This window comes from Ramlibacter alkalitolerans, from assembly GCF_016722765.1.
GTDB lineage: Bacteria > Pseudomonadota > Gammaproteobacteria > Burkholderiales > Burkholderiaceae_C > Ramlibacter > Ramlibacter alkalitolerans.
In genome coordinates this window covers 1-16,391 of the sequence record NZ_JAEQND010000014.1, presented here as the reverse complement: position 1 = coordinate 16,391, position 16,391 = coordinate 1, and the positions used below count along the sequence as shown (strand labels likewise).

At 69.4% G+C, this 16,391-nt stretch carries 13 protein-coding genes; 1 reads left to right on the top strand and 12 read right to left on the bottom strand.

The features are described from left to right. Positions 1–74: 74 nt before the first annotated feature. From JI746_RS22490 to scpA, 6 genes are all read right to left on the bottom strand, one after another. Positions 75–566, bottom strand: a complete 492-nt coding sequence (locus JI746_RS22490) for a VOC family protein (protein ID WP_201692529.1) — start codon at positions 564–566, stop codon at positions 75–77. Next, a complete protein-coding gene (locus JI746_RS22485; RefSeq protein ID WP_201692528.1) occupies positions 563–2,611 on the bottom strand; it encodes an acetyl-CoA carboxylase biotin carboxylase subunit in 2,049 nt (682 codons plus the stop codon). The genes JI746_RS22490 and JI746_RS22485 overlap by 4 nt, the downstream gene beginning before the upstream one ends. Before the next feature lie 10 nt (positions 2,612–2,621). Continuing rightward, a complete protein-coding gene (locus JI746_RS22480; protein ID WP_201692527.1) occupies positions 2,622–3,530 on the bottom strand; it encodes a hypothetical protein in 909 nt (302 codons plus the stop codon). Beyond that, positions 3,527–5,059 (bottom strand): acyl-CoA carboxylase subunit beta, encoded by a 1,533-nt coding sequence (locus tag JI746_RS22475; protein WP_201692526.1) that lies wholly within the window; start codon positions 5,057–5,059, stop codon positions 3,527–3,529. Before JI746_RS22475 ends, JI746_RS22480 begins: the two co-directional genes overlap by 4 nt. A gap of 34 nt (positions 5,060–5,093) precedes the next feature. Then, positions 5,094–6,098, bottom strand: a complete 1,005-nt coding sequence (meaB, locus tag JI746_RS22470) for a methylmalonyl Co-A mutase-associated GTPase MeaB (protein ID WP_201692525.1) — start codon at positions 6,096–6,098, stop codon at positions 5,094–5,096. 210 nt (positions 6,099–6,308) lie between these two features. Beyond that, a complete protein-coding gene (gene scpA / locus JI746_RS22465; RefSeq protein WP_201692524.1) occupies positions 6,309–8,471 on the bottom strand; it encodes a methylmalonyl-CoA mutase in 2,163 nt (720 codons plus the stop codon). 97 nt (positions 8,472–8,568) lie between these two features. Here scpA and JI746_RS22460 point away from each other — a divergent pair, with 97 nt between their 5' ends. Then, a complete protein-coding gene (locus JI746_RS22460) occupies positions 8,569–9,204 on the top strand; it encodes a GntR family transcriptional regulator (protein ID WP_201692523.1) in 636 nt (211 codons plus the stop codon). A gap of 18 nt (positions 9,205–9,222) precedes the next feature. Here the strand turns inward: JI746_RS22460 and JI746_RS28265 are convergent, their stop codons facing one another. The 6 genes from JI746_RS28265 to JI746_RS27850 all read right to left on the bottom strand — a co-directional run. Continuing rightward, positions 9,223–11,277, bottom strand: a complete 2,055-nt coding sequence (locus JI746_RS28265) for a response regulator (RefSeq protein ID WP_201692522.1) — start codon at positions 11,275–11,277, stop codon at positions 9,223–9,225. 135 nt (positions 11,278–11,412) lie between these two features. Then, complete coding sequence (locus JI746_RS22450; RefSeq protein WP_201692521.1) at positions 11,413–11,814, bottom strand: RidA family protein; 402 nt, start codon at positions 11,812–11,814, stop codon at positions 11,413–11,415. Then, positions 11,811–12,950 (bottom strand): acyl-CoA dehydrogenase family protein, encoded by a 1,140-nt coding sequence (locus tag JI746_RS22445; protein ID WP_201692520.1) that lies wholly within the window; start codon positions 12,948–12,950, stop codon positions 11,811–11,813. The genes JI746_RS22450 and JI746_RS22445 overlap by 4 nt, the downstream gene beginning before the upstream one ends. A gap of 1 nt (position 12,951) precedes the next feature. Further along, positions 12,952–13,815 (bottom strand): enoyl-CoA hydratase family protein, encoded by an 864-nt coding sequence (locus JI746_RS22440; RefSeq protein WP_201692519.1) that lies wholly within the window; start codon positions 13,813–13,815, stop codon positions 12,952–12,954. Next, positions 13,799–16,129: a bifunctional salicylyl-CoA 5-hydroxylase/oxidoreductase gene (locus JI746_RS22435; RefSeq protein ID WP_201692518.1), complete on the bottom strand. Its 2,331-nt coding sequence runs from the start codon at positions 16,127–16,129 to the stop codon at positions 13,799–13,801. The genes JI746_RS22440 and JI746_RS22435 overlap by 17 nt, the downstream gene beginning before the upstream one ends. Positions 16,130–16,157: 28 nt before the next feature. Then, positions 16,158–16,391, bottom strand: a 234-nt coding sequence (locus JI746_RS27850) for a hypothetical protein (protein WP_236600047.1), incomplete at its 5' end; no start/stop codon positions are given.

Genomic DNA, 16,391 nt, shown 5'->3' with positions numbered 1-16,391 from the left:
GCCAACCCCCGGAACGGCCACGTGTGTCGGATTCGCGCTCCGGCCGCCGGCGGCGCGGCGCCGCAACAACAGGCTCAGGCCGGCGCGGCAGCCAGGGCGGCAAACGCCCGCACGACCTCGGGCGGGGCCTGCACCAGTTCGATCAGCACGCCCTCCCCGCCCACCGGGAACTCCTCGCTGCCCTTGGGATGCACGAAGCAGATGTCGAAGCCGGCGCCGCCGCGGCGGATGCCGCCGGGGGCGAAGCGCACGCCCTGCGCGGCGAGCCACTCCACCGCCGTGGGCAGGTCGTCGATCCAGAGGCCGATGTGGTTCAGGGGCGTGGCGTGGACGGCCGGCTTCTTGTCCGGGTCCAGCGGCTGCATCAGGTCCACTTCGACCTTCAGCGGCCCGGTGCCCAGTGCGCAGATGTCCTCGTCGACGTTCTCGCGATCGCTGCGGAAGGTGCCCGTGACCTCCAGCCCGAACAGCTCCACCCACAGCTTCTGCAGGCGCAGCTTGTCCGGCCCGCCGATGGCGATCTGCTGGATGCCCAGCACCTTGAAGGGACGTGCGGCGCGCGTCATTCGAACTCCACGATCGGTTGGTCCACGGCCAGCGATTCGCCCTTGGCGGCCAGCACCTTGCCCACCACGCCATCGGCGGAGGCGAACAGCACGTTCTCCATCTTCATGGCCTCGATCACGGCCAGCCGCTCGCCGGCCTGCACCTTCTGCCCGGGCTGCACGGCGATGTCCACCAGCAGGCCCGGCATGGGCGACAGCAGGAAGCGGCTCATGTCCGGCGGTGCCTTGAACGGCATCAGCGCGAACAGTTCGGCCGCCCGGGGGGTGAGCACCAGGGTGTCCACACGCGTTCCGTTGTGCTGCACCCGCAGCGCCAGCGGATTGCCCGCCACACCGCGTTCCACCTGCGCCATGAAGGACCGGCCGTCGACGGTGCCGCGCATGCGCGGCGCCCCCAGGTGCCAGCTGCTGCAGATCTCGTAGGACTTGCCGCCGATGTCGACCACGGCGGATCCGGTCCTGGCATCGAACTCGCGCACGGTGGCGGGCTGGTGCTGGTGCTTGCCGTCGGCGTCCAGCTTGACGACCACGTACTCGTCGCCGATGGTGAACTCGTGGCCCCGCATCTGGCCACTGATGCCGGCGGAGCGCTCCAGCACGCGCCGGTTGGCGTAGGCCGCGAGCGCCGCGAGGAAGTCGGGATCGTCGTGCCGCACGTCCTCGGCCCGGAAGCCGCCGGCATAATGCTCCGCGATGAAGCCGGTGTTGAAGTCGCCGGCCACGAATTGCGGGTGCGCGAGCAGCGCCGCCTGGAACGGGATGTTGCTCGAGATGCCGCGGATCACGAAGCCGTTGAGCGCCTCGCGCATCTTGGCGATCGCGTCGGGGCGGTCGGTGCCGTGCACGATCAGCTTGGCGATCATCGAGTCGTAGTACATGGGAATCTCGCCGCCCTCGGCGACGCCGGTGTCCACGCGCACGCCGTACAGGTGCTCGGTGTCGGACGCCCACATGCTCGGTTGCGGGGGCTGGAAGCGCACCAGCCGGCCGGTGGAAGGCAGGAAGCCGCGGAACGGGTCTTCCGCGTTGATGCGGCACTCCATCGCCCAGCCGTTGCGCTTGACGTCGGCCTGCGCGATGGGCAGCTTCTCGCCGGCCGCCACGCGGATCATCAGCTCCACCAGGTCCAGCCCGGTGATGCACTCGGTGACCGGGTGCTCCACCTGCAGGCGGGTGTTCATCTCCAGGAAGTAGAAGCTCTGGTCCTTGCCGACCACGAATTCCACCGTGCCTGCGCTCTGGTACTGCACCGCCTTGGCCAGGGCCACGGCCTGCTCGCCCATGGCCTTGCGCGTCGCTTCGCTGATGAAGGGCGACGGCGCCTCCTCGATCACCTTCTGGTGGCGGCGCTGGATCGAGCATTCGCGCTCGTTCAGGTACACCACGTTGCCGTGGGCGTCGCCGAGCACCTGGATCTCGATGTGGCGCGGCTCCTCGACGAACTTCTCGATGAACACGCGGTCGTCGCCGAAGCTGTTGCGCGCCTCGTTGCGGCACGAGGTGAAGCCCTCGAAGGCTTCCTTGTCGTTGTACGCCACGCGCAGGCCCTTGCCGCCGCCGCCGGCGCTGGCCTTGATCATCACCGGGTAGCCGATGTCCTTGGCGATGCTCACCGCCTCTTCGGCCGTCGCGATCGCGTCGTTGTAGCCGGGGATGGTGTTGACCCGCGCCTCCTTCGCCAGCTTCTTGGAGGCGATCTTGTCGCCCATGGCCGCGATGGAGTGGTGCTTGGGCCCGATGAAGACGATGCCTTCCTGCTCCACGCGGCGCGCGAACTCCTCGTTCTCCGACAGGAAGCCGTAGCCGGGGTGGACGGCCTGCGCGCCGGTCTGGCGGCAGGCGGCGACGATGCGGTCGGCCAGCAGGTAGCTCTCGCGCGAGGGCGGCGTGCCGATGCGCACGGCCTCGTCGGCCAGCGCCACGTGGCGGGCGTCGCGGTCGGCATCGGAGTACACCGCGACCGTCTTGATGCCCATCCTGCGGGCCGTCTGGATCACCCGGCAGGCAATTTCGCCCCGGTTCGCGATCAGGATCTTTTCGAACATGGCCTTCTTCTCACTTGGCGGGCTGGGACGCGGCCGGCTTGCGCTGGGCGGCGGCGGGTGCGGAGGCGGCTGCGGCCGTCCCGCGCATCAGGACGAAGGAGCTGACGCCCTGCACGAAGCGGTCGGAGGCCTTCAGGGCCGCCGCCTTGCAGGCATCGGCGGCCAGCTCGCGGCAGGGGAACACCTGCGAGAACTCCAGCAGCGCCTGCTCGCCGGAGACCAGGTAGCGCGTGACGCCGACCGAGCGCAGCGTCTTCGCCGTCTCGTCCTTGTGCGTGCGGTAGGGAAAGTTGATGTCCGCGACCCGGTTCGGCACGAGCCGCTCCAGGCCCTCGCCGAGGCCGGTCTGGATGCGGGCGAACTCGACGCCCTGCGCCTCCATCGCCTTGCGCTGCTCCGGGGTGCGCGGCTCCCAGGCCCGCAGCACGGACTCGCGGTCGTGCGGGCGGTCGGAGCGCAAGCGCGTGACGACGACGACGGACACCGGGCCGAGCGGATCGACCGCGGTGCCCTCCGGTCCGGGCACGAACATGATGTGTGAGGTGTCGACCTCCTTGCCGTGCGCGATGACGACGGCTTCGCGCACCGACACGACCTTCTCGTCGCGCACCTGCGGCAGCTTCAGGCTCAGGCCGGAGACGCCCGAGCTGTACTCGCCGTCCTCGAAGCGATAGGCCCCTGCGGGCAGCGGCTTGAATTCGCGCGTGCTCTCGCCCCGCTTGCCGGCCACCGGCGCGAGGTGCTCCTGCAGCACGGCGCCGAGGGCGGGACCCGCGGCCGCGGGGGCCGGGGCGGGCGCGGCGGCACCGCGCGCCGAAGCGGCGGCCTTCGGAGGGGCGGCCTGCTGCGCGCCGGCCGCGGCGCAGGCGAGGAGGACGAGCGCGGCAGCCGCGCGCGAGGTAGTGCTCAGGGTGTTCACAGCGGAATGTTCCCGTGCTTGCGCCACGGGTTCTCCAGTTTCTTGTCACGCAGCATCACGAGCGAGCGGCAGATGCGCTTGCGGGTCTCGTGCGGCAGGATCACGTCGTCGATGAAGCCGCGGGCGCCGGCCACGAAGGGGTTGGCGAAGCGGGCCTTGTATTCGGATTCGCGGGCGGCCAGCTTGGCCGGGTCGCCCTTGTCCTCGCGGAAGATGATCTCCACCGCGCCCTTTGCGCCCATGACCGCGATCTCCGCGTTGGGCCAGGCGAAGTTGACGTCGCCGCGCAGGTGCTTGGAGCTCATCACGTCGTAGGCGCCGCCGTAGGCCTTGCGCGTGATGACGGTGATCTTCGGCACGGTGCACTCCGCGTAGGCGAAGAGCAGCTTGGCGCCGTGCTTGATGATGCCGCCGTATTCCTGCGCGGTGCCGGGCATGAAGCCGGGCACGTCGACGAAGGTGACCACGGGGATGTTGAAGGCATCGCAGAAGCGCACGAAGCGCGCCGCCTTGATCGAGCTCTTGATGTCCAGGCAGCCGGCCAGCACCAGCGGGTTGTTGGCGACGATGCCCACCGTCTGGCCTTCCATCCGGGCGAAGCCGATCACGATGTTCCTGGCGTAGTCCGGCTGCAGCTCGAAGAAGTCGCCGTCGTCCACCGTCTTGGTGATCAGCTCCTTCATGTCGTAGGGCTTGTTCGCGTTGTCCGGCACCAGCGTGTCGAGCGAGAAGTCCATGCGGTCGGCCGGATCGTTGCTCGGGCGCACCGGCGGCTTCTCGCGGTTGTTCAGGGGCAGGTAGCTGAAGAGGCGGCGCAGCATCAGCAGCGCCTCGACGTCGTTGCCGAACGCGAGGTCGGCCACGCCGCTCCTGCCGGTGTGGGTGGCGGCGCCGCCCAGTTCCTCGGCCGTCACCTCCTCGTGGGTCACGGTCTTCACCACCTCGGGGCCGGTGACGAACATGTAGGAGCTGTCCTTGACCATGAAGATGAAGTCCGTCATGGCCGGCGAATACACCGCGCCGCCGGCGCACGGACCCATGATCATGGAGATCTGCGGGATCACGCCGGAGGCCATCACGTTGCGCTGGAACACGTCGGCGTAGCCGCCCAGGGAAGCCACGCCTTCCTGGATGCGCGCGCCGCCGGAGTCGTTCAGGCCGATCACGGGGGCGCCGACCTTCATCGCCTGGTCCATCACCTTGCAGATCTTCTCGGCATGCGCTTCCGACAGCGCGCCGCCGAAGACCGTGAAGTCCTGGCTGAAGACGAACACCAGCCGGCCGTTGATCATGCCGTAGCCGGTGACCACGCCGTCGCCGGGGATGCGGTTGTTCTCCATGCCGAAGTCCGTGCAGCGGTGCTCCACGAACATGTCCCATTCCTCGAAGGTGCCTTCGTCGAGCAGCAGCTCCACCCGCTCGCGCGCCGTGAGCTTGCCGCGCCTGTGCTGCGCTTCGATGCGGCGTTCGCCGCCCCCCAGGCGGGCGGCGTCGCGCTTCTTCTCCAGTTGTTCCAGGATGTCTTGCATAGGGTTCCTCTCCGGTGTCTCTCTCGGGTCTGCCTCAGTGCCCGGGTCGCATGACCTGCAGCAGCTGCCGCGCCGCCGTGGAGGCGGCCAGCCGGCCATGCTCCACGTCCCTGGTGATCTGCGGAAGCAGGGATTTCACTTGCGGGTGCTGACGGAAGGCTTGCCGCAGGCCGCTCTCGATGCGTTCCCACATCCAGGCCAGCGCCTGCTGGCGCCGCCGCGCCGCCAGCCGCCCGCTGCCTTCCTGCAGGCCGCGAAAGCGCGTGACGGCCTGCCAGAACGCATCGATCCCCTGCGCCTTCAGCGCGCTCAGCTGCAGCACCTGAGCATGCCACAGCGTGGCGTCGTGCTGCGCGTGGTCGGGGCGGCCGTGCTGGCCGAGGATGCGCAGCGCGCTGGTGATCTGCGCCTGCGCGCGCGTGGCGGCGTCGCGGTCGATGTCCGCCTTGTTGATCACGACCAGGTCGGCCAGCTCCATCACGCCCTTCTTGATCGCCTGCAGGTCGTCGCCGGCGTTGGGCAGTTGCAGCAGCACGAACATGTCCGTCATGCCGGCGACCGCGGTTTCGCTCTGGCCGACGCCGACCGTCTCGACGATCACGAGGTCGTAGCCGGCCGCCTCGCACACCAGCATGGCCTCGCGCGTCTTGGCCGCGACGCCGCCCAGCGTGCCGCTCGAGGGACTGGGGCGGATGTAGGCCTGCGGGTGGATCGAGAGCTGCTCCATGCGCGTCTTGTCGCCGAGGATGGAACCGCCGGAGACCGAGGACGAGGGGTCGATCGCGAGCACCGCGACGCGATGGCCCTGCCCGATGAGCGCCAGGCCCAGCGCCTCGATGAAGGTGCTCTTGCCGACGCCGGGCACGCCGCTGATGCCGAGGCGGAAGGACTTGCCGGTGTGCGGCAGCAGTTCGGTGAGCAGTTCGTCGGCGCGCGCCCGGTGGTCGGCGCGGGTGGACTCCAGCAGCGTGATCGCCTTGGCGATCGCGCGGCGTTGCTGCGGGCCGGGGGCGGCGAGGAGGGAGGCCTTCAGGTCCATGGCTGCGTCATTCCCGCGGAGGCGGGAATCCAGGGCTTGCGCAGCCACGCGCTGCGCGCGTGCTCTGGGTCCCCGCCTGCGCGGGGATGACGGTTATTGGGGTCGTGACGGTGATTGGGGTCAGATTCCAATTTTCTTCGTCATTCCCGCGCAGGCGGGAATCCAGGGCTCCCGATCCACGCGCTGCGCGCGTGCTCACGAGGCATGGACTCATCCCCGCGCGACCGCCTGCTTGATCTGTTCCAGCACGTCCTTCGCGCTGGCCGGGATCGGCGTGCCGGGGCCGTAGATGCCCTTGACGCCGGCGTTGTACAGGTACTCGTAATCCTGCTGCGGGATCACGCCGCCCACGAACACCACGATGTCGTCGGCGCCCTGCTTCTCGAGCTCCGCGACGATCGCCGGCACCAGCGTCTTGTGGCCGGCGGCCAGCGTGCTGATGCCCACCGCATGCACGTCGTTCTCGATCGCCTGCCGGGCGCACTCTTCCGGCGTCTGGAACAGCGGGCCCATGTCGACGTCGAAGCCGAGGTCGGCGAAGGCCGTCGCGACCACCTTGGCGCCGCGGTCGTGGCCGTCCTGCCCCAGCTTGGCGATCATCACGCGCGGCCGCCGGCCTTCGGCCTCCGCGAACTGCGCGATCTCGGACTTCAGGCTCTCCCACCCTTCGGCGGATTCATAGGCTGCTGCGTACACACCGGTCACCTTCTGCGTATCGGCGCGATGGCGCCCGAACACCTTCTCGAGCGCGTCGCTCACCTCGCCCACCGTGGCGCGCAGGCGGATGGCCTGGATGCTCAGGTCCAGCAGGTTGCCGCTGCCCGTGCGCGCCGCGGTGGTCAGCGCCTCCAGCGCGGCGTGCACCTTGCCGCCGTCGCGCGTGGCCTTGATCTGCTTCAGGCGCGCGATCTGCTGCTCGCGCACCATCACGTTGTCGACCTCGCGGATCTCGACCTGGTCTTCCTTGGCCAGCTTGTACTTGTTGACGCCGACGATCACGTCGCGGCCGGCATCGATGCGCGCCTGCTTGCCCGCCGCCGCGGCTTCGATCTTCAGCTTGGCCCAGCCCGAGTCCACGGCGCGCGTCATGCCGCCCATGGCCTCCACCTCCTCGATGATCTTCCAGGCCGCATCGGCCATGTCCTGCGTCAGCTTCTCCATCATGTAGCTGCCGGCCCAGGGATCGATCACGTTGGTGATGTGGGTCTCTTCCTGGATGATCAGCTGCGTGTTGCGGGCGATGCGGGCGCTGAATTCGGTGGGCAGCGCGATCGCCTCGTCGAAGCTGTTGGTGTGCAGCGACTGCGTGCCGCCGAACACCGCGGCCATCGCCTCGATGGCGGTGCGCACGACGTTGTTGTACGGGTCCTGCTCGGTGAGCGACCAGCCCGAGGTCTGGCAGTGCGTGCGCAGCATCAGGCTCTTGGGGTTCTTCGCGCCGAAGCCCTGCATGATGCGGCACCACAGCAGGCGCGCCGCGCGCATCTTGGCGATCTCGAGATAGAAGTTCATCCCGATCGCCCAGAAGAAGGACAGGCGGCCGGCGAACGCGTCGACGTCCAGGCCCTTGGCCATGGCGGTCTTCACGTACTCCTTGCCGTCGGCCAGCGTGAAGGCCAGCTCCAGCGCCTGGTTCGCCCCGGCCTCCTGCATGTGGTAGCCGGAGATCGAGATCGAGTTGAACTTCGGCATGTTCTGCGCCGTGTACTCGATGATGTCGCCCACGATCCGCATCGAGGGCTCGGGCGGATAAATGTAGGTGTTGCGGACCATGAACTCCTTGAGGATGTCGTTCTGGATGGTCCCGCTCAACTTGTCCTGGGGAACGCCCTGCTCCTCCGCCGCCACCACGTAGCCGGCCAGCACCGGGAGCACCGCGCCGTTCATGGTCATGGACACCGACACCTTGTCGAGGGGAATGCCGTCGAACAGGATCTTCATGTCCTCCACCGAATCCACCGCCACGCCGGCCTTCCCGACGTCGCCCACCACGCGGGGATGGTCGCTGTCGTAGCCGCGGTGCGTCGCGAGGTCGAATGCGACGCTCACGCCCTGCCCGCCGCCCGCCAGTCCCTTGCGGTAGAAGGCGTTCGATTCCTCGGCGGTGGAGAAGCCGGCGTACTGGCGGATCGTCCAGGGCCGCGCCGCGTACATGGTGGCCTGCGGTCCGCGCACGTAGGGCGCGAAGCCGGGCAGCGTGTCCGCGTGCGCGAGCCCTTCCAGGTCCTGCGCGGTGTACAGCGGCTTGACGGCGATGCCGTCCGGGGTGATCCAGTTCAGCGCCTCCACCTTGCCGCCGGGAGCGGACTTGGCGGCGGCTTGCTTCCATTCCTCGAGGGAGACGGGCTTGAATTCGGGCTGGGCGGGGCTCATGGAGGTTCCTGTGGCGCCGTGGTTTTCACGCGGCGGCGCCATCTTACATGATTCATAATTATTGATAAAGAATTCGTCGCCGCCTAGAATCCAGCCCATGACCGCCGAAGCCCTCGCCCCGCGTGCCCTCTACGAAGAGGTGGCGGAGTTGCTGCGCCAGCGGATCTTCAATCGCGAACTGGAGCCCGGAAGCTGGATCGACGAGGTCCGGCTGGCGCAGGAGTACGGCATCAGCCGCACCCCCTTGCGCGAGGCCCTGAAGGTGCTCGCCGCCGAAGGCCTGGTGACGATGAAGGTGCGGCGCGGCGCCTACGTCACCGAGGTGTCCGAGCGCGACCTGGCCGAGGTCTACCACCTGCTCGCCCTGCTGGAAAGCGACGCTGCCGCCGTCGTCGCGGAACGCGCGACGGACCTCGAACGCAAGGAACTGCAGAAGCTGCACCGCGAGCTCGAAGGCGCCCTCGGCGACCGCGCGCGCTTCTTCGCCCTCAACGAGCGCTTCCACATGCGGCTGCTGGAGATGGCCAACAACCGCTGGCGCAACCAGATGGTGGCCGACCTGCGCAAGGTGATGAAGCTCCATCGCCACAACTCGCTGCTCAAGACCGGGCGGATCGAGGAGTCGCTGGCGGAGCACCGGGCCGTGATGGCGGCCATCGAGGACCGCGATCCCGAGGGCGCGCGCGAGCGGATGCAAGTGCACTTCAGGAGCGGGCTGGAAGCGGCGGCGTAGCGCCGGCGCGGCGATGCCTCACACCGCCCGCGCCACCGGCTCCACGTTCGAGATCATCTCCACCAGCGCCTCGCAGCGCGCGCGCAGCTGCGCCAGGTCGCCATCGTGCGCCGCCTCCTCGATCTCCAGGCTGACGCGGCTCGCGTCCTTGAAGCCGTACATCGCCAGGCTGCCGGCCAGCTTGTGCGCCGTGACGCGGACCGTCTCCCGCTCGCCGGCGCGCGCCGCGCCGACCAGCGTCTCCGCCAGCTTGCGGCGCGAGGCCAGGAACTCGGGCATCAGGTGCATCAGGCCGGGTTCGACCCACACGCGCCCGGGCGGCGGCAGCGGCCCCGAGGCCGGCTGCGCGACCGCGGACGGGTCTTCGCGCCGCAGCACGGCCAGCACCTCCTCGCGCGAGGCCGGCTTGGCCAGGTACAGGTCGAAGCCGGCCTCGATGCAGGCCCGTCGGGTGCCTTCGTCGTCGTGGGCGGAGAAGGCGGCCAGGAAGCTGGGCGCCTGGCCGGCTGCCTGCTGCAGTGCGCGGATCTCGCCGGCGGCCTCCAGCCCGCCCATGATGGGCATCTGCAGGTCCAGGAAGATGACGTCCGGACGCTCGGCGCGCACCAGCTCCAGCGCGTCGCGGCCGTTGACGGCCGTGCGCACCGCCAGCGGCGGGCTCGGCAGCAGGTTCTTGAGCACGACGATGTTGTACTCGTCGTCGTCGACCAGCAGCACGGAGAGTTCCGGCAGGGCCGGGATCGGCTGCGGCTGCGGCTGCGGCCACGATGGCGTCTCCCGCGCGCCGGCGGCGTCGGCATATTCCGCCGGCGGCGTCGGCGCCGGCAGAGGGGCCCGCCAGGGCGGCAGCCGCAGGCACAGCGTGGTCGTTCCATGGCGGGAGCTCATGTGCAGTTCGCCCTGCTGCACCGTCGCCATCAGGTAGGCCGAATAGGCCCCCAGGCCGGTGCCGCCGCTCTTGCCGTGGGTGGCGTACTTCTCGAAGAAGCGCTCGCGGACTTCGCGCGGCACCTCGCCGAGGTTGCTGATGTCCAGGCCCACCGCCTCCCCGCCCGGCCCCGGCGCCAGCCACAGCTTCACGCGCACGTCGGAATGCTCGGGTGCGGCCTCCAGCGCGTTCTTCAGCAGGTTGGCCACCGTGGAATAGCAAAGCAGCTCCTCGCCCTTGGCATGCAGCGGCTGCGGCGGCAGCTCGATCACCAGCCGGACCTTCTTGGAGCGCGCGTGCGGATGCAGCTCGCGCGCGACGGTGTTCACCACCGCGGCCAGGTCCACCGCCTGCGCCCGCAGCCGGTAGGTGCCGGCCTCCATGCGGTACAGGTCCAGCGACAGGTTCACCATGCTCAGGACGCGCAGCGCGGCGCGTTCCACCGTTCCCAGCAGCTCGTTTTCGACCGGGTCCGGCGGATGGCGCTCGCGCAGCAGGCGCGGGATCGAGGCGATGCTGGCCAGCGGCGTCTTGAGGTCGTGGCGGGCGATGCGCTCCACCTCCTCGCGCAGGCGGAAGGCCTCGCGCAGCGCCTTGTTCTGGTCCTCCAGCTGCCGGATCAGCGCGTCGAGGTGCTCGCGCTGCTCCGACTCCTTGGCGTGCTGCGCTTCGGCGATGCGCGAATACAGGTTGGCGAACACGACGACCAGCACCAGCGTCACGCCCACGCGGGCGGTGAGGGCCGACCCGAGGTGCATCCAGGCGAGCGGCACCGTCATGGCGACCATCGCGAGGTTGAAGGCGTTGGCCTGCCGCACCGGCAGCATGAAGTGGAACAGCAGGATGCCGGGGTAGACCCAGAAGATGCCGATCAGCCCGTTGTCGCGGATGGCGGTGGCCAGGCCGAACATCGAGGTGGCGAAGATCACCCACGCCGGCACCAGCGGAACGCCGCCGCGGAAGATCGTGAAGGCATTCGCCAGCAGGCAGGCCATGAACACGCTGGTGGCGATGCCCAGCGTGATCCGCCCCTGGATGAAGTTGTTGACCGAGAACGGCCCCAGCAGCAGCGTGCCGGCGATGGCCAGCCCCAGGAAGATCTTCTGGCGATGGGCCTCGACGAAGCCCTGCGCGAACGCGCGCACGGGATCTTCGTTCTCGCCTCGCGGCCAGCGGAATGGCGGGTCCTCTTGCAAGGGCGGTTCCTCTCTTGGCCGCCATTATCGATGGCCGACGCCGAGCTGACCCGTGCCGTCACGCGCCGCCAGCGCGCGGCCCGCTCAGGCTTGCGGCAGGACCGCGGTGGCCTCGATCTCCACCTTCGCCTGGTCCTCGATGAGGGCCCGGACCTCCACCGCGGTCATCGCGATCGCATAGTTGCCTATCGTTTCGCGGAACGCCTGGCCGATCTCGCGCGCCGCGGCGAGGTACTCGCGCTTGTCGGTCACGTACCAGGTCATGCGCACCACATGCTCGCCGCTGCCGCCGGCGGCGCGGAGCACCTCGGCCACGTTCTGCAGGGCCTGGCGGGCCTGGGCGCCGAAGTCGTCGCCGGGGAAACGGCCCTGGGCGTCCCAGCCCACCATGCCAGCGATGAACAGTTGGCGCCCCGTGGCGACGACGCCATTGGCATAGCCCCTGGGACGCGGCCACCCTTCGGGCAGCACGGCTTGGTGGGTCATGAACGCATCTCCTTGAGCAGTTCGCGGCCGATGATCAGTTGCTGCACCTCGGTGGCCCCTTCGTAGATCCGCAGCGCCCGGATCTCGCGGTAGAGGCTCTCCACGACCTCGCCGCGCTGCACGCCGAGACCGCCATGCAACTGCACCGCGGCATCGATCACCTGCTGCGCGCCTTCGGTGGCGGCCAGCTTGGCCATCGCCGCCTCCTTCGTGACGGTGCGGCCCTGGTCGCGCAGCCAGGCGGCGCGGTAGACCAGCAGCGCCGCGCTCTCCACCGTGGTGGCCATCTGCGCGAGCTTCGCCTGGGTGAGCTGGAAGTCGGCCAGCGCCTGGCCGAACATGCGGCGCCGCACCGCGTGCGCCAGCGCCTCGTCCAGCGCCCGGCGCGCGAACCCGAGCGCCGCTGCAGCGACGGAGGTGCGGAACACGTCCAGCGTGCGCATCGCCACCTTGAAGCCTTCACCCGCGGCGCCGATGCGTTGCGCCAGCGGCACCCGGCAGGCGCGAAAACGCAGGCGCGCCAGCGGGTGTGGCGCGATCACGTCTATGCGCTCGGCGATCTCCAGTCCGGGCGTGTCCGCATCGACGATGAAGGCGGAGAGGCCGCGCGATCCGGGCGCCTCGCCCGTGCGGCAGAACACGACGTAGAAGTCCGCGATGCCGCCGTTGGAGATCCAGGTCTTCTCGCCCTCGATCACGGCATGGTCGCCCTCGATGCGGGCGGCGCACTGCAGGTTGCCCACGTCCGAGCCGGCGTCGGGCTCCGACAGCGCGAAGGCCGCGATCGCCTCGCCGCATTCCACGCGCGCCAGGTAACGGTCCTTCTGCGCTGTCGTGCCTTGCAGGCTGATCGCCCCGGATCCCAGACCCTGCATGGCGAAGGCGAAATCGGCCAGGCCGTTGTGGTAGGCCAGCACCTGGCGCGCCAGGCAGACGGCGCGCGTGTCGATGGTGCCGACGGCGTGGCGCAGCCAGCCGGCTTCGCCGAGGAGCCGGACGAGCCGCCGGCAATCGGCATCGACGTCGGGACCGTGCACGCCGGCGACATGCGTGGCGGACCAGTCTTCGAGTTCGTCGGCGAACGCGCGATGGCGCTCCTCGAGGAAGGGCCACTGCAGGTAGGCTTGGTCGGCCACGTCAGTTTCCCTCGAAGACCGGCTTGCGCTTCGCCACGAAGGCCTCGTAGGCGCGGCGGAAGTCCTGCGTGAGCATGCACAGGGCCTGGGCCTGCGCCTCGGCCTCGATCGCCTGCTCGATGGTCATGGCCCATTCCTGGTGCAGCATGGTCTTGGTGATCCCGTTGGCGAAGGTGGGCCCCTGCACCAGCTCGCGCGCCAGGGCCTGCGCCTGCTCCAGCAGGTGCTCCGGCAGGCACAGCTTGTTGAAGAAGCCCCAGCGCTCGCCCTCCTCCCCCGTCATCGAACGGCCGGTGAAAAGCAGCTCGCTGGCGCGGCCCTGGCCGATGATCCGCGGCAGCATGGCGCAGGCGCCCATGTCGCAGCCCGCCAGCCCGACGCGGTTGAACAGGAACGCCGTCTTGCTGCGCGCGGTGCCGAGGCGCAGGTCGGAGGCCATCGCCACGATCGCACCGGCGCCGGCACAGACGCCGTCCACCGCCGCCACCACCGGTTGCGGGCAGGCCCGCATCGCCTTCACCAGGTCGCCGGTCATGCGGGTGAACATCAGCAGCTCGGGCGCCTGCAGCCGCACCAGCGGGCCGATGATCTCGTGCACGTCGCCGCCGGAGCAGAAGTTGTCGCCGGCGCCGACGACGACCACCGCGTGGACGTCGGTCGCGTGGCGCAGTTGCCCGAACAGGTCGCGCAGCTCCGCATAGGAATCGAAGGTGAGCGGGTTCTTGCGCTCGGGCCGGTTCAGCGTGACGGTCGCCACGCCCTCCTGCACCTGCCACAGGAAGTGGCTGGCGCGATAGCCGGCCAGCGCCTTGCGGTTGCCGGCGGCCAGCGCCGGATCGAGGCGCGCTTCAGTTGAATCGTTCATTCACCGTCTCCTGGGCCAGGGTCTTCTCGCGTTCGAGGTTGCGTTCGAGCTGGGTCTTGCCGGACAGGTACTGCCTGGGCCATTCGACGTCGCGATAGCCGATCTTCGCGGCTTCGACCAGCGCCCATGCCGGGTTGACGAGGTGCGGCCGCGCGATCGCGCACAGGTCCGCCCGCCCGGCGGCGATGATGCTGTTGACGTGGTCGGCTTCCGTGATCGCGCCGACCGCCATCGTCGCGATGCCGGCCTCGTTGCGGATGCGGTCGGCGAACGGCGTCTGGTACATGCGGCCGTACACCGGTTGCTGCTTGCGGCTCACCTGGCCGGAGGAGCAGTCGATCAGGTCGGCGCCGGCGGCGCGGAAGGCACGCGCGATCTCCACCGCGTCGTCGGGCGTGATGCCGCCCTCCACCCAGTCGTGCGCCGAGATGCGCACCGACAGCGGCCGGTCCTGCGGCCACGCGGCGCGCATCGCGCGGAACACCTCGAGCGGATAGCGCAGGCGATTCGCCAGCGGGCCGCCATAGTCGTCGGTGCGCTGGTTGGTCAGCGGCGAGATGAAGCTGGAGAGGAGATAGCCGTGGGCGCAGTGCAGTTCCAGCCAGTCGAAGCCGGCCTCGCCGGCGAAGCGGGCGCTGCGCACGAAGTCCTCGCGCACGCGGTCCATGTCGGCGCGCGTCATCGGGCGCGACCAGTCGCTCACGCCGTCGATGTACTGCTGCGGCGAGGCCGAGATCAGCGGCCAGTTGCCTTCGGCCAGCGGCAGGTCCTCGCCCTCCCAGGGCACGCGGGTGGATCCCTTGGGGCCGGCGTGACCGAGCTGCATCGCGATCTTCGCGCCGGTGTGCGCGTGCACGAAATCGACGATGCGCTTCCATCCATCGCGCTGCTGCGCGTTCCACAGCCCCGGACAGCCGGGCGTGATGCGGGCATCGGGGCTGGGGCAGGTCATCTCGGCGACGACCATGCCGGCGCCGCCCATGGCGCGCGCGCCGAGGTGCACCAGGTGGTAGTCGGCCGGTTGCCCGTCGACGCAGGAGTACTGCGCCATCGGCGAGACCACGATGCGGTTCTTCAGCGTGACGCCGCGCAGCGTGAAGGGCGTGAACATCGGCGGGATCGGCTGCCGGTCGGGCGCGCGCTGCACGCCGGAGCGCTCGGCCACCCAGTCCTCGTAGCGCTCGACGTAGCCGCGGTCGCGCAGGCGCAGGTTCTCGTGGCTGATGCGCTGGCTGCGCGTGAGCAGCGAGTAGGCGAACTGCTCCGGCGGCAGGTGCACGTAGCGGGCCACGTTCTCGAACCACTCGGTGGAGTTGCGCGCGGCGTTCTGGATCTTGAGCACCTCCAGCGCGCGCACCGCCTCGTACTGCCGCAGCCCGTGCGCGAGGTCTTCCGGCGAATAGGCGATCGCGCGCGCCAGCTCGATCGCATCCTCCAGCGCCAGCTTGGTCCCGGAGCCGACCGAGAAATGGGCCGTGTGCGCGGCATCCCCCATCAGCACCACCGGCGCGCGGCCGTTGTGGTGCACCCAGGTGCGGCAGACGACGCGCGGGAACTTGATCCACTGCGCCGAGCCGCGCAGGTGGCTCGCATTGGACATCAGGCCGCGGCCATCGAGGTAGCGCGCGAACAGGCGCTCGCAGAACTGGATCGATTCCTCCTTGCCCATCTCGTCGAGGCCGGCCGCGAGCCACACCTCCTCGGGCGCCTCCACGATGAAGGTGGAGGTGTCGCCGTCGAACTGGTAGGCATGGGCCTGGAACCAGCCGTGCGGCGTCTCCTCGAAGGCGAAGGTGAAGGCGGAGAAGCGCTTGTGCGTGCCCAGCCAGACGAAGCGGTTGCGGCGCAGGTCGATGTCCGGCTGGTACGTGGCGGCGTATTTCGTCCGGATGCGGCTGTTGAGGCCGTCGCTGGCGATGATCAGGTCGGCGTCGGGGAACTGCTCGTCACCCTGGACGTCGGTCTCGAACACCAGTTCCACGCCGAGGGCTTCGCAGCGCCGCTGCAGGATGTTCAGCAGGCGCTTGCGGCCGATGCCGCAGAAACCGTGGCCGCCCGAGACGATGCGGTGGCCGCGGATGTTGACCTCGATGTCGTCCCAGTGGTTGAAGGCGCCCAGGATCTCGGCTGCGGTTTCGGGGTCGGCCGCCTGCAGGTTGCCCAGGGTCTGGTCGGAGAAGACCACGCCCCAGCCGAAGGTGTCGTACGGCCGGTTGCGCTCGACGACGCGGATGCGGTGCGAGGGGTCCTGCTTCTTCATGAGCAAGGCGAAATACAGGCCGGCGGGGCCGCCGCCGATGCTGACGATGTTCATGCTTGCTCCAGGCCTCGATTGTTTAAGTCTAAAGCAAATGCGCGGAACCGTCATTCCCGCGCAGGCGGGAATCCAGGGCTTTCAAAGGGGAGAAGCGGCCTGCGGCCGCCTTCATCGGGAGCCCTGGGTTCCCGCCTTCGCGCACTGGTGTCCGGAAACCGTTCGGCTCACCCGAATAGCCCCGGCTGAAGGGCATCGAAGTCGGCTTGGCGGTGTCGACATCGTCGCCACCGGCAGCTTTCTTCCTGGTCGCGCAGGAACA

Bases quoted from the DNA above. Each gene is read 5' to 3' on its own strand.
- JI746_RS22490 (WP_201692529.1), bottom strand. From the start codon at position 566: ATGACGCGCGCCGCACGTCCCTTCAAGGTGCTGGGCATCCAGCAGATC.
- JI746_RS22485 (WP_201692528.1), bottom strand. From the start codon at position 2,611: ATGTTCGAAAAGATCCTGATCGCGAACCGGGGCGAAATTGCCTGCCGG.
- JI746_RS22475 (WP_201692526.1), bottom strand. From the start codon at position 5,059: ATGCAAGACATCCTGGAACAACTGGAGAAGAAGCGCGACGCCGCCCGC.
- meaB (WP_201692525.1), bottom strand. From the start codon at position 6,098: ATGGACCTGAAGGCCTCCCTCCTCGCCGCCCCCGGCCCGCAGCAACGC.
- scpA (WP_201692524.1), bottom strand. From the start codon at position 8,471: ATGAGCCCCGCCCAGCCCGAATTCAAGCCCGTCTCCCTCGAGGAATGG.
- JI746_RS22460 (WP_201692523.1), top strand. From the start codon at position 8,569: ATGACCGCCGAAGCCCTCGCCCCGCGTGCCCTCTACGAAGAGGTGGCG.
- JI746_RS22450 (WP_201692521.1), bottom strand. From the start codon at position 11,814: ATGACCCACCAAGCCGTGCTGCCCGAAGGGTGGCCGCGTCCCAGGGGC.
- JI746_RS22440 (WP_201692519.1), bottom strand. From the start codon at position 13,815: ATGAACGATTCAACTGAAGCGCGCCTCGATCCGGCGCTGGCCGCCGGC.
- JI746_RS22435 (WP_201692518.1), bottom strand. From the start codon at position 16,129: ATGAACATCGTCAGCATCGGCGGCGGCCCCGCCGGCCTGTATTTCGCC.